The 12,788-nt window shown below is 46.7% G+C and carries 11 protein-coding genes and 1 tRNA gene; 4 read left to right on the forward strand and 8 right to left on the reverse strand.

What is annotated here, in order from left to right; translation table 11 throughout:
* Positions 1-183: 183 nt before the first annotated feature.
* Positions 184-930: an alpha/beta hydrolase gene (locus EKM73_RS02455; protein ID WP_125700411.1), complete on the reverse strand. Its 747-nt coding sequence runs from the start codon at positions 928-930 to the stop codon at positions 184-186.
* 139 nt (positions 931-1,069) lie between these two features.
* On the opposite strand from EKM73_RS02455, the gene EKM73_RS02460 reads away from it, so the two are divergent.
* Positions 1,070-1,297 carry a hypothetical protein gene (locus tag EKM73_RS02460; protein WP_125700412.1) on the forward strand — a complete coding sequence of 76 codons (228 nt, stop codon included), beginning with the start codon at positions 1,070-1,072 and terminating at the stop codon, positions 1,295-1,297.
* Positions 1,298-1,332: 35 nt separating this feature from the next.
* Positions 1,333-1,662: an ASCH domain-containing protein gene (locus tag EKM73_RS02465; RefSeq protein ID WP_164508829.1), complete on the forward strand. Its 330-nt coding sequence runs from the start codon at positions 1,333-1,335 to the stop codon at positions 1,660-1,662.
* Positions 1,663-2,065: 403 nt separating this feature from the next.
* Here EKM73_RS02465 and EKM73_RS02470 read toward each other — a convergent pair whose 3' ends face one another.
* A complete protein-coding gene (locus tag EKM73_RS02470) occupies positions 2,066-4,441 on the reverse strand; it encodes a BspA family leucine-rich repeat surface protein (protein WP_125700413.1) in 2,376 nt (791 codons plus the stop codon).
* A 490-nt stretch (positions 4,442-4,931) separates the two neighbouring features.
* The gene (locus tag EKM73_RS02475) at positions 4,932-5,414 is read right to left on the reverse strand and encodes a GNAT family N-acetyltransferase (RefSeq protein WP_125700414.1); all 483 of its coding nucleotides are present in this window, start codon (positions 5,412-5,414) and stop codon (positions 4,932-4,934) included.
* Between the two features lie 150 nt (positions 5,415-5,564).
* On the opposite strand from EKM73_RS02475, the gene EKM73_RS02480 reads away from it, so the two are divergent.
* Positions 5,565-6,449 carry a LysR family transcriptional regulator gene (locus tag EKM73_RS02480; RefSeq protein ID WP_125700415.1) on the forward strand — a complete coding sequence of 295 codons (885 nt, stop codon included), beginning with the start codon at positions 5,565-5,567 and terminating at the stop codon, positions 6,447-6,449.
* Between the two features lie 383 nt (positions 6,450-6,832).
* Here the strand turns inward: EKM73_RS02480 and EKM73_RS02485 are convergent, their stop codons facing one another.
* Positions 6,833-7,669 (reverse strand): alpha/beta fold hydrolase, encoded by an 837-nt coding sequence (locus tag EKM73_RS02485; RefSeq protein ID WP_125700416.1) that lies wholly within the window; start codon positions 7,667-7,669, stop codon positions 6,833-6,835.
* Positions 7,670-8,243: 574 nt separating this feature from the next.
* Between EKM73_RS02485 and EKM73_RS02490 the strand changes: the two genes are divergently transcribed.
* Complete coding sequence (locus EKM73_RS02490; RefSeq protein WP_125700417.1) at positions 8,244-9,245, forward strand: NADP-dependent oxidoreductase; 1,002 nt, start codon at positions 8,244-8,246, stop codon at positions 9,243-9,245.
* A gap of 78 nt (positions 9,246-9,323) precedes the next feature.
* Here the strand turns inward: EKM73_RS02490 and EKM73_RS02495 are convergent, their stop codons facing one another.
* From EKM73_RS02495 to EKM73_RS02510, 4 genes are all read right to left on the reverse strand, one after another.
* The gene (locus EKM73_RS02495) at positions 9,324-10,142 is read right to left on the reverse strand and encodes a hypothetical protein (protein ID WP_125700418.1); all 819 of its coding nucleotides are present in this window, start codon (positions 10,140-10,142) and stop codon (positions 9,324-9,326) included.
* A gap of 167 nt (positions 10,143-10,309) precedes the next feature.
* Positions 10,310-10,382: transfer RNA gene (locus tag EKM73_RS02500), tRNA-Ala, on the reverse strand.
* Positions 10,383-10,466: 84 nt separating this feature from the next.
* Positions 10,467-11,690 (reverse strand): ABC transporter permease, encoded by a 1,224-nt coding sequence (locus EKM73_RS02505; protein ID WP_125700419.1) that lies wholly within the window; start codon positions 11,688-11,690, stop codon positions 10,467-10,469.
* Entirely contained in the window at positions 11,683-12,579 is an 897-nt protein-coding gene (locus EKM73_RS02510) for an ABC transporter ATP-binding protein (protein ID WP_125700420.1), read from the reverse strand. The genes EKM73_RS02505 and EKM73_RS02510 overlap by 8 nt, the downstream gene beginning before the upstream one ends.
* Between the last annotated feature and the right edge of the window lie 209 nt (positions 12,580-12,788).

Genomic DNA, 12,788 nt, shown 5'->3' on the forward strand with positions numbered 1-12,788 from the left:
TTTTTTGATGTTTTCTGGATTGAAATATGGTATAACCTAAATGATTATAGCGGGTTTTACGCGAAAAGGGAACGAAAAAAGATGATGGTTGCCCACGATAATTAGGGGAGGTAATCAACGAACGGATTATTGGCCCTGTGAGCCAGAAAAACGCGTCCAGTCATTGGCTGAACGCGTCGATTATTAATCGGAAATAAAGTCGGTAGCGAGTTGCAACACCGTTGCCCGTGCAGCACCGTCTAAACGGTGACTGGCACCGGGGATGAGATGGAAGGTGCTGTTCTGGTAGACATCGTCGTAGCGTTGCGAAGCTTGATTGGCAACAATCTGGTCGGCGTCCCCGTGAATCAAGCAGACGGGACCGGTAAAGCTCTGGGCAGTCTCGTAGATGGGGAGCAGTTGCGCCGTGCGAAGGTAAAAGCCCCCCAACACCTTGCCGTTATCCATGGGCAGTTGTGCAGGGATATGGTGGGCGTCGTAGTCCAGGCCGCGGGTGTGTCCGGCAATGGCGTCGTCCTTGAGTGTCGCGGCGGGCGCCATGAGCACCAATTTGTGAATCAAGTCCGGATAGTATCCGGCTAACATGCTGGCCACCACACCACCTTGGGAATGGCCTAACAGATCAATCTGTTTTGGGGCAAGCCGCGTTTGAACGGCGGTCAGGACAGCCTGTGCATCGGCAATCTCATTGGCCACGGTCATGTCGGCAAAGTTGCCATCGCTGTGACCATGACCATTAAAGTCAAAGCGTACCGTGTCGACACCCATTGCTCGTAGCTGTTGCGCGAGTTGGGGCAGCAGTTCCGTTGGGGTATAGCCACGATTACCGGTAAAGCCGTGCATGAGAATGGCAACTGTCCCATTTGGCTTAGGCGCCGGCTCATAAATTCCCGCTAAGGTTAAGCCATCACGCGTCACATTAAATTCCATCTTGAAGACCTCCATTTTTCGTCGTGCTTACCTCTCTAGGATAGTCGGAAATTCAAAACTTTGCTGAACTTTTTTGAGAATGATTGATGGGTGACGTAGAATAGATACCGGAGTAGCAGTAACTAGGAGGAGATTCAACGTGCGTAGATGGTTTTACGGGGGAGCACTTATTTCGTGGATTGTGGCAGCGGGGGCTTTTATTCAAGCCGATTTGCATCATCACTTGCTAAGCCTAGTGCCAATCATCGCTTACAATCGGCCGCAGGGCATATTCGGGTGGTCGTTGGTGTTGGCGGTCGTGCTGACGGGGCTCAGTATTTCGGCGTATAAGCAGCATCAATATTTGCTGAAACAGCAGCGTAAATAGATCCTTACCCCAAGCACTGGAAAGAAGAGACAAATTTGAAGATGGGCCTTAATTCAGACCAATTTGAGTTGGTCTTCATGGAAACGAAGACAATTGAGATTCGGTTAAATGACGAAAAACGGCGGCGGTTGCATGTGGGAGATTCAATTTGTTTCTACAATGTCGCGGATGAAACCCAGCAACTTGTTAGACGGGTGAAAAGCCTACGCCAGTTTTCGACTTTTGCTGATCTTTACAGTCAGTATTCGCCGGAGAGTGTGGGCAGCGCACCGGAAGATGATGTTGCTCAAATGGTAGCGGACACGTATACCATCTATACGCCAGAGCAGGAAAAGCAATGGGGCGTGTTGGCAATTGGTATTTGAAGTAATCAGTCGAAGGAGGGTTAGTATACAGGTAAAGTAACTAGCTATTGAGACACATAGAGTAAAGCACGTTTGTGAGGGTTCTTGGCGATGGCTGAGAACCTTTCTGTAACAGATTGTTGACCACTAAAACGAGTTAAAGTTAAAAGCAATGGGAGTTTGATGGGAGGTCATTTATACAATTATTGTAATAACTGGCGTTGAAATAGGCACGAATTATTCCCGTAAACACCAGTAGCATCATGCTTAATAATTTTGGGCGAAATGATAAGTTTTTCCAGAGGTAACTGGACTAAAATCTGATAGTTTAGATAACCTGAAAGTGCTAGGTTATGCGGTCTATCCGTGGTATGCTTGGCGAAACTTAACTAGAGGTAGGTTACTAAGTTTTGACTGTGGGTTCTTAACTAATGAGCTGTGGATTGGCCGTAATGTAGCCACCAGCAACCCGATAGCGTAGGGTACCATGATTGGAATAGTCCCAACCTCGAACCGTTAGCTTAGTCTTGGCAGCGTAGTGGCGTGTCCGTTTATGAAGATTGACATCGCGATACCGGTTAATGGCATGCTTAGTGGTTACGTGATGTGGATAGGCATGACGGCCAGTCTGAACCAACTGTTTGTTAGCCGTGATGTAGGCGCCATTAGTCAGTTGAAAACGGGTCGTGAGATTGTGCGTCACTAGCCGTTTGACTTTAAGCTGCTGGCCTTGACGGTAGTGCTTAACCGCGTTAGTGAGTGCCTTTTGTCGATAGCCGTTGATCCCCTTTGGATTAATAACGGTGATGGTCTTAGCGGAAACTGACTTTGCGTAGTAGGTAGGTTGAACGTAGGCAGATTTGGTGGTCACGTAGCCAGTACGTCCGTAGGTGTTGGAATGATGATTGACGTCGCGGACTTTGTAGCGCGGAACACCGTTTTTGGAGGTAGCTTCCCCGGTCACGACAAATTGTGGTTGACGGGTGCGGGGTGCGCGATGGTACCAGAGCAAATGGTTTCGTTTACGAAACGTCGGCTGACGATAGAGTCCAATTGTCCGGACAGCATTAATACTGCTACCGACGAAAATCGGAGTCTCGGGATTCGTCGGCGAGGTTGTTGGCGGTAGCGTTGGCTTGACAGGCGGCTGAATCCCGTGATCAACGAGTTGCCAGGTGAACGTTTGAATGCCTTCAGGACGATCATTTCCGGAGTAACGCGCGATCAACTGGTCGCTGGTATAGGCAGCTTGACCGTTGGCAGTCCACTTACCCGTGTAGCGGTTGGTAGCTTGGATTGGGGGCAGTTTAGAACTGGAATTTTCACCCCACATTGGGGCTGTTTGAAACCATACACCTGGTCCGAGTTTTAGATGATCTAGATGCGTGTCGTTCTCAAATAGTTGGGCAGTATAGGTGTACAAGCTTTGGGTGGGGGATTGCGTCATCACAAAGTTGGATAAATCTAAACTGGTTAAAGCTGTGTCATCGGCAAACATTCGATATAAGCCAACGGTTGTATCGTTCTTGTCATATGGATTGGTAATAGCTAAGTGGGTGTCAAATTTAGAAACATCGAGTTGTTTTAAACTAGAATCGCCGTTGAACATATACCCAAAGTCTTCAACTAAGTGGGTATCGAAGTGTGAGACGTCTAGTTTTTGGAGATGGTCATCATAAGAAAACATGTGCAACATATTGGTAACTTTAGAGGTGTTGAAGTGAGAAACGTCAAGGCTTGTGAGCTGTGATGTATTGTCAAACATGTAACGCATGTCAGTGACATTGCTTGTGTCAAAATGGGACACATCAAGGTGACGTAGCTCGTCGTCATCCTCAAACATTCTGGCCGTCGATGTTGCGGACCGTGTTTGAAAAAGTTCAGGATTAAACAGTAATGTTTGGAGCTTATGATTGTTGGATAACATGTAGGTCATTTCAGTGACTTGGGCTGTGTTGAAGGAAGAAAGATCTAAGGTTTTCAAATGGGTATAACTAAACATCGAGAGCATGTTGGTGACCTTGCGAGTATCGAATTTACTGACATCAATCTTTTCAAGACTGGAAGCATCAAACATTTTAGCCATGTTCGTGACATTCGCAGTATTGAATGAAGAGATATCAAGATCCGTTAAGTCCGTACCCAAAAATAAGCCTTCCATATTGGTCACGTTGTGTGTATCAAAGTTACTGATATCGAGAGATTGAAGAATACTATTCAAACCAAACATGTAGGACATGTCTGTCACTTTACTGGTATTAAAATTAGCCAAATTGAGAGCTTTAATTGAGGCGTTACCAAACATGTAGGACATGTTTGTGACATGGCTGGTATCGAAACTAGATGTGTCAACAGTATCGCTCGAATCACCGGAGAACATGAAAGCCATATTTTGAGCCTGACTTGTGTTCAAACGATTCAATCCGTCTATTTCGCTAAAGTTGCTGAACAGGTAGGCGGCGTTGGAACCGGTTTTAATAGCCCCTTTGAGAATAAGCTTTCTGATATAAAAACTTGAGAGGTGGAGTTGTTTCTTAATAGCCTTAGTAATTGGACTTTCATCAAATAGTTGTAGTGGTCCTTCATAGTTTGGCAAGGTGCCACCATCAAGGGTTAAAGTTTTTTGATCAGCAGAAAGGGTCCAGACACACCCCTGACCAATGGTTCCAGTGGTAGTGCCATCTGAATTTGTGATGGCAGTCGGTGTTGCAGCTAAAGCTGTTGAAAAGGGTGGGGCTGGTACAAGATTGCTTGTTAAATATAAAACTGCTAATAACTGGATGATGTGTTTTAAATTCATGTTGCTCCTCCTAGTTAGAGTCACCAGATATATTCGTTGCTAATCAAGTTTGAACTGAGTATGTCAGTTTTGGGAAGGTTTTTTCAAGCAAAGCGTCTTATAAATAAATTAGTAATCAGTGGATGTTGCGCTAGGTTGTTAGTTATTGGGAAAAGTCTCCTAGGCGTAGAAGTAAATATAGGTTTTGTCATCTCGTAAGTAAAAGAACAACCATCCGCCAAGTATCGGGGATGGTTGTTGTCAGCCTACTTTTCAGATTTATCTTGATCCGCAGTGACCCGTTTCCAGTTACGGAAGCCTAAGGTAAGTCCAATTAATGAAATAACCAATGCAGTAATTGAGATAACTACGGTGATGATTGAGACGAGGTGGCCCATGAGATAACCTGCTTTCTAATTGTGTTTCTAATATTGGTTTTTAGTTAGCTTCGCGCAGAACTAGTCTCATGGTAGCACAGGTTAGGAGAGCATTGAAGTCTTCCAGGGAGTTGTTACAGATCGCGGACAAAAAAGAGTGAATCGCGGTCCGGATAATCATAGGTTAGTGGCACGGCTGTCCGCGTAATTTCCGTAAATCCATTCTTACGATAGAAATGGTGAGCACGGTGACAGGCGGCGGGGGTGTCCAACAGAATGTGTTGTAGCCGTTTCTGCGTTGCGGTAGCGATTAGGGTGGCAAATAGGTCGTGCGAAACACCGGCCGCCGTGCCGCGGTAGTCTTGATGGACGAAGAACTTTTTGAGAATGCCATATTGGCTGTTCTCGACCATCAGGCCAATCGTACCGACGACCATGTCCTGATCATTGATAGCTAACCAGAAACCACCATTATTGCTTAAATAGTGGGTCGTGATGTTGGCCATATCCGGCTGCTCTTCTAGGGAAAGATTGACCTTATTGTCATAGTTTTGCAGGTAGAGAATGAGGGCAATCACCTGATTGCGATATTTAGGGGTATAGCTTTCGATTTTCAAGGCGAGACTTCCTCTCTGAGATGCGAAATTGACTTTCGCGATATTGCTATTTATACTAAGGCAACATGATTGTTCAGTCTAATTGAAATATTAAAATTAACTATTCAATAATATCGATATATTTTACGACTGGGGAAGGAAGGCACCAAAATGGATATTAAAAATCTAAAGACACTGCGCGCCATTGCCGAGACCGGCAGCTTTCAGGCGGCCGCAAACCAGTTGAATTACGCGCAGTCGACCGTGACGTTTCAGGTTCAGCAGTTGGAGCAGGAGTTATCGCTACAACTGTTTGAAAAGGTGGGGCGAAAGATGGTATTCACGACGGCCGGCAAGAATCTCCTGCCCGCGGTCGATCGGATTCTGGGGACGGTCACGGAAATGCAGAATTACGGTAAGGCGGATGCCGAACTCACTGGGGACTTAAGAATTGCCATTCCAGACACGCTGTTGACCTATCGAATGCAGCCGATTTTAAAGGCGTTTCACGCCCAAGTTCCCGCCGTTCAATTGTCATTACAAATGGCGAATTGCTTTGCGATTCCGCAGCTAGTGGCCAATGGCACTGTTGATTTGGGCGTTCACTACGATGTCGGCGGGTATGGCAATAGCCTGGCGGTGACCCGGTTGCGTGACTTTCCATTGGTTCTAGTCGCGAGTGCCCAGCTGGACTCACGGACCGTCGATTTGCGTCAGGTACATCAACGCTTAACATGTGCGTTGATTACCGATGATCGAGAAAGTATTTACCACAAGAAATTTATGAAGGCAATCGCTGCTCGAGACATTGTGTTTAGTAATTTCTTGGAAATTGGGAGCGTTGAGGCCGTTAAACGGAGTGTGATCAGCAATCTGGGAATCGCTTACCTGCCCAAGTTTGTGGTTCAACCTGAATTGGATACCGGCCAATTGCAGGTTTTGCCCACAGAATTTGACGGTCAGACGCTCACGGCAGTTTACATTCAGCGAAAAAGCCAGCAGGAGTCACGGATGCTGACGACCTTCATCAAGACATTGGCCACGTCATTTTCCTAGGACATTGTTCGGGCAAACTTACTATCGAAATCGTGTAGATAGCCGTCTGAGTGGCATGATGCTACAATGCTAGCAATCAGTGAGCTGAAAGCCATTATTAGGGGATGAAATGATGACATGGCAATCTATCACTAAACACACTAAGTCTTGGCATTTCTGGTTAGGCGTTGGCATTGTAGTGTTGGGAATGATTAGTATTTATTTGTCGCGAGGGCAGATTGCACAAATTTCTAGTGAGGTCTTCAAGGGCTATTTAGTCGGTAGTCGTTAATTCGTGAAAAATTATAATGATAAAAATAAAACAGCACTCTCTGAGTGGCTTCCGCCATTTCAGAGAGTGCCGTTCTGTCTATTAAAGGATCTAGTTTGCCCTTAAAGTGTGACTAGCTCAAGAACTTATTGACTTGTTTGACGAAGTCGTCGGCGAATTGGAAGACACCCGCGTGACCAGCGTCTGGATAAATGATGAGCTGACTGTTAGTGAAGGCCTCATCAAGGGCGTAGCTGTTCGGCTTGGTTGGGACCATGATATCGTGATCACCATTCGCAACTAAGACTGGAATATCCAGCTTGGAAAAATCAATCGGCTTCTCTGAGCCCCATTGGTTGATGGCCTTCAGTTGGGTACGGTAGGCTGGCCAACCGATTGAACGATCACGGTCGGTTTGCCGGGATTTGATTCGCTTTAGGAATTGTGCGGCTTGGCGCTTACCATTGGGGGTCCGGGTGAAGAAAAGGTAGGCTTTGATATCGGTGAAGGTGACCAGTGCTTTCGCCAAGGATTGGTCAGAAATACGCGTCACATCACGAATCCCTTGACCGCCACGGGGGCCCGTTCCTGTCAGAATGGCTCGTCTAATCAACGCTGGCTCCTGGTTGATGACTTCTTGGGCAACGAAGCCACCCATGGAAAAACCAAACAAGTCGATCTTCTCAAGACCGAGGGCGTGAATGAATTCGCGAATCTCCTGGGCCATACCTTGAATGGACTTTGCTGCCTTGCCGCCGGAACCACCGACACCTTGGTAATCGGGTAGAATCAAGCGGTGTTCTTGGGCGATACCATCGATAACGCTAGGGTCCCAGTTATCGAGGTTACCAGAAAGGTGAATCAAGCCGATTACTGGCACGGCAGAGGGCACACCAATCTCGCGGTAGGCGAAGGTTTTGTTCTCTGGGGTAACAATAGTTTTGGTGGGGACATTAATGTATGGGGTCATGTGATTATTCCTTTCCAGCAAAGCGAATGGGGACTTTGCCCTGGGCATTAGCGATCGTTCAGCGGTCGATTTGCGCGGCCTGTCTAGGCAGTTTTTAGTTTGATATCAATTATCATTTTTATGACTAAAGTGAGTCTACCGCATCTGGTAACATTTTACAAGAATTGTTACTTGAAGGATGACTTGTAATTTTGAGACCATTTGCCAATCACGTTTTCCTCTGTTCGGCCGTTTGCTGGTACGGGAGGGGTTGATAGTGAAGTAATCTTATGGAGATGGATCCGCAGACATTTGATGACTATATCAAGGAGACGGGTGCCTTTAAAGATACCGATGCGTTCAAAAAGTATTTGTCGAAAAGTAATATTGATGAATGATTGTATAAGATGCCAGCAGAAAAATAGAGAGTAAGCCGAGAAATCAGCTTGCTCTCTATTTTGATTTACGGTTAGAAATGGCTATGGCGATTAGGGTACCTAAAATCTAAAGTAACATTACTTTACAATTGTAACTAGCAATTATAAAATAATAGCAATTAAAAAAACTGATCACATTTAAAAGGAGAATCTACAAGATGCAAGCTGCCCAATTATTGAAATATGACAAGAATTTTAAACTAGTCGTTAAGGATATCCCAAGACCGACGCCTACTGATAACGAAGTATTGGTTAGGGTAAAGGCAGCTGCTGTCAATCCGTTGGAAAGATTAATTGGAACTGGCTATGTGAAGTTAATGGAGAAATATTCATTACCAGTAACGATGGGCAATGAATTGTCAGGTATCGTCGAATCGGTTGGGAAGAATGTAATAGGGTTCAAGGCTGGCGACGAAGTATATTCACGTTTACCCTTAAATAAAATTGGGGCCTTTGCGGAGTATGCCGTAATCGACTATCGTGCGGTGGCAATGAAGCCAACGGCATTGGACTTTGTTCACAGTGCTGCGGTGCCCTTAACCGGATTAACGGCGTATCAAGGCTTCACCGAAGTATTAGGAGCTCAGCCAGGGGAAAGCGTCATGATTCCCGGTGGTTCGGGTTCGTTTGGACAAATGGCTATCCCGATTGCCAAAGAAATGGGCTTGAGAGTCATGGTTAGCGGGAATGCGCGATCAAAGCAATCAGTGCTTGATATGGGTGCAGAGCAATACTTTGATTATCGTGAGCAGAATTATTGGGAACATCTGGAACCCGTAAACTATGTGATTGATACAGTTGGTAAAAAGGAGCTTGATCATGAACTACAGGTGTTGAAACCCAACGGAAGATTGCTGTCATTGATTATGCTGCCTAATGGCCAGTTTGCTAAGGACCATCATATGCCATTTTGGAAAACGGCCTTATTCGCAGTTGCGGGCCATAGCATTGATAGAAAGGCTAAAAAATTTAAGGCGGATTATCGCTTTATTTTCGTTAGAAGCGATGGCGAACAACTGAAGAAGATTACCAAAATTGTCGAAAAACATCATATTAAACCGGCAGTTGATCCAACTGAATTCAAATTAGCTGATATTAATCAGGCATTAGACTATGTCACGAATGGACATCCAAAGGGAAAAGTGGTCATTAGATTTTAAAAAATAGCCTTTGTTGCTTAGGTTAGTTATGCCACTCAAAAAGACTACCCAATTATGAGTAGTCTTTTTGAGTGGCAGCTAGTCGAAATACATCATGCCTTCAAAGTAGGGCTTGGCATTAACGGTATAGTTCGTCCAACTCCCCCGAGTTTCCCCGGCAAAATTTTTACCGCCGCGTGTTTTGAGATTGGTAATTTTGATTTGATATTTGTGGGTGCTCAGTTTTTTGCCGGGAATCCCCTTAATACGCTTGTTGTACTGAACAGTGGTCGTGTTGCCCTTAACGGTTGTCTTAATCATCTTAGCTGACGCAGTAGGTTTGTAGTTATCCATGGTGTTTCCACCATCAATAACCATGTCGCCCTGAGCATCATCCTTAATTAGTGCTGATTTACTATAATATTGAATATAATTATCCAGCGTAAGGTAGAATGCGGAACTATTGCCGTAATTAAACTTGCTGTCTTCTTTGAACCCTTTGCCTGCTCGTAGCACAGTTCCACGGAGAGGTGCCTTCAGTTTAACGTTCTCAAAGTTTGCCTTGGTGAGCGGAATGGTTGCTGCGTCTGAGAATCTGAGCTTGCTCAGCCGACTATAATTGACTGCTCCAGAAGTGAAAGACACTTTAATGGGGCCCTTACCAGTCGGCTGGTATATACCGGCAACCCGTAATAGGGCACCCTTTTTCTTGAGCAGTGGCTTATAGGTGTTGCCATGCTTTTGATAGATGCCAACGTACATAGCCTTCTTAGTACGCACATACCCCGACTGGCCCAAGTCTAAATACTTACCTGATGCGTGTGCCGTGGCGGTCCCCGTAGCAAGGCCAAGGCCAATCCCTGCGAATAACCCTAGCGTCGTAAGAAGAACGGCGCCTTTACCCGATAATTTAATCATGTAGCTACCCCCTAATATATGTATGGTACACAATTAGTGTAACGCGAATAGGTGAAAAGTAAAAACATACTCTGAGTAGAAGACTATAGTAGAGAAAAATAACTGGCTGCTAGCCGATGAGCTAACAGTCAGTTATTTTGTCATTTGTTCCTCTAAGAAACACGCAATGGACCTTATCGGGCTTGAACCGACGACCTCCTACATGCGAAGCAGGCGCTCTCCCAACTGAGCTAAAGGCCCAAAACTTACCCATTAAGTATAGCACGTTGGCTAAAAATGTTAATGGGCAATGTGATTATAGAGGATGCGAGTGACTAGCATAGATTAGCTCTGGTGGCGCCAACCGTGTAACAGATGTTGCCAGAAACTGCGGTTGTCCGTTTGCAGCATCAGTCGTTGATATTGACTGCCGATGTACCCGGCGAAGAGGGCAATAGCAGCTAGTAACACGACCAGTGAAATCGTCTGTTCCCAACCGTTGACCGTGCCATTAATGATTCGCATTGGCATGAAATATGACGAGAAGAAAGGCACGTACGAGAGAATTTTAACCAAGAGGGCGTCCATGTTATTTTGGAACGGGAAGGTGGCGAAGAAGCCAAACATGCCGAGCATGACGACCGGTTGCGCCGCCTTGGAGGCGTCCTCGGCCTTGGCCACGACCGCGCCACTGTATGCCGCGAGAATCGTGTAGATAATCACACCCAAGAACAGGTAGACCAGGTTGATACTCAGTAGGTTGTGAAGAACCGCATCAATTAGGCTTTGATACTGGGTGATCAATGGCTTCAGGGAAGCACTGTTCATGGCGAATTGGAACGCTGCCCAGCCACCTAAGAGGTAGATGACAATCTGGGTGAGGATGACCAGCAGAATCCCAGTGATTTTTCCGACAAAGTAGCTGGTGGCCGTGGTACTCGAGAAGATGATTTCCATAATCTTAGTGCCCTTATCGGAAGCAATCTCCTGCGCGGCAATTGACGAGTAGGTAATTAGGATGATGTAGATCATCGTGACCAGAATCCAGAAGGAAATGGTCTTAGCCAAGTTGGCGGTACCGGCCTTTTTCTCGATGTGTTGCTGGAGAACCGGTGTCCGGGCCAACAAGCGTTGCTGTTTAGTCGTTAATTTCGCCTGCTGGTAATTGTGGGCTTGTTGATAGCGACTCAGAAAGTTCTGCGTTTGGGCCTTGAGCGCGCGACTCATCTGGCTACTGCCGTGGTAGTCGGCACGAATCTGTTGCTGATTATCACTGAGCAGCAGGTAGCCCGCCAGATGATTCTTGCCCATCGCAGACTTGGCCGCGCTGACCGTGGTGATTTTGGTATTGAGGCCGCTATCCTGTTGCTTGATGTAGTCACGGCGCAGGGGTTGTGACGTGCTAATGATGGCGACTTGTTTACTACTGGAGGCGCTGTTGGCACTCAGGTAGCTGATCCCAATCGTCAGACCAATCATCAGGAAGGGTCCGAGCACCATGAACAGGAAGCTCCAGGACTTGATTTGACGAAGGTAGGTTTCAAAGGTGACGACCCAAGTCTTACGCATGGTCTTCACCTACCTTCATCCGGAAAATCTCATCGAGGGTTGGCGGCTGCTGACTGAATTCCTCGATGTAGTGCCCCTGGGTGAGCTCCGCAAAAATGTCGGGGCCCACGGCTGGATCAGTCAAATGCAAGAGGTACTGTCCGGGTTGCCGTGTCTCCACGTCAGCCACCCCGGGCAGTGTGGTGAGCCGCGTCGCCGACCAGTCCGTCGTGACGTAAAGTTCGGTCTTGCCGAATTGGGAACGGACTTCGTTGAGCGTCCCGTTTAGCACCATTTCGCCTTTTCTTAACATGACCAGGTGGTCGCACAGGGCCGAAACGTTTTCCATGTCATGGCTGGAAAAGATAATGGCGGCCCCGTCGTCACGGGCGTTTAATATCGCCTGCTTCAGTAAGTCGGCGTTAACGGGGTCGAGACCACTGAAGGGTTCGTCTAAGATTAACAACTTGGGGTGGTGGATCAGGGTACAGATCAACTGAACCTTCTGCTGATTACCTTTGGACAGATCATTGATCCGGCTCTTGCGAGTGCCTTTAACGGCAAAGCGACCCAGCCAGTCATCGATGCGTGGGCGGATATCCTTGGCTGACTTATTCTTGAGTCGGGCGAGGTAAACGATCTGTTGTTCAATGGTCAGTTTGGTCATTAAGCTTCGTTCTTCAGGCAGGTAGCCAATCGTATCGAAGTCGTCGGACGACAGGGGGTGGCTCTGCCAGGTGATGGTGCCATCGTATTTAATAAAGTTTAGGATACTGTGAAAAGTCGTGGACTTACCCGCACCGTTCTGGCCGATCAATCCTAAGATCTGGCCATTGGGTACGTCAAAGCTCACGTCGGTTAGGGCTTTCACGGTGTCGAATTGCTTGCTGATGTGTTGAATGCTTAGCATGCACAGTTCTCCTCTTCAAAGTTAATACTCACATTATACGCGAACCCCCGCCCGCAAGCCAAAATGTATGCTTACATTAATTGCGCCTTACCGGGCCGATGAAAATGGGCCGTGCCGCTGAGGGCGGACGCCCGGAGCCGAAGGGCGGTCTCCGGGTTTGCTTTGAACCTCTGAAAGACGAGTTTCAAAGACACCAATTCTCTAAGCGG

The sequence above is a fragment of the Levilactobacillus fuyuanensis genome, assembly GCF_003946395.1.
GTDB classification, from domain to species: domain Bacteria; phylum Bacillota; class Bacilli; order Lactobacillales; family Lactobacillaceae; genus Levilactobacillus; species Levilactobacillus fuyuanensis.

Coding starts and splice junctions, on each gene's coding strand:
- EKM73_RS02455 (WP_125700411.1), bottom strand. CDS start 930: ATGGAATTTAATGTGACGCGTGATGGCTTAACCTTAGCGGGAATTTAT.
- EKM73_RS02470 (WP_125700413.1), bottom strand. CDS start 4,441: ATGAATTTAAAACACATCATCCAGTTATTAGCAGTTTTATATTTAACA.
- EKM73_RS02480 (WP_125700415.1), top strand. CDS start 5,565: ATGGATATTAAAAATCTAAAGACACTGCGCGCCATTGCCGAGACCGGC.
- EKM73_RS02485 (WP_125700416.1), bottom strand. CDS start 7,669: ATGACCCCATACATTAATGTCCCCACCAAAACTATTGTTACCCCAGAG.
- EKM73_RS02490 (WP_125700417.1), top strand. CDS start 8,244: ATGCAAGCTGCCCAATTATTGAAATATGACAAGAATTTTAAACTAGTC.
- EKM73_RS02495 (WP_125700418.1), bottom strand. CDS start 10,142: ATGATTAAATTATCGGGTAAAGGCGCCGTTCTTCTTACGACGCTAGGG.
- EKM73_RS02505 (WP_125700419.1), bottom strand. CDS start 11,690: ATGCGTAAGACTTGGGTCGTCACCTTTGAAACCTACCTTCGTCAAATC.
- EKM73_RS02510 (WP_125700420.1), bottom strand. CDS start 12,579: ATGCTAAGCATTCAACACATCAGCAAGCAATTCGACACCGTGAAAGCC.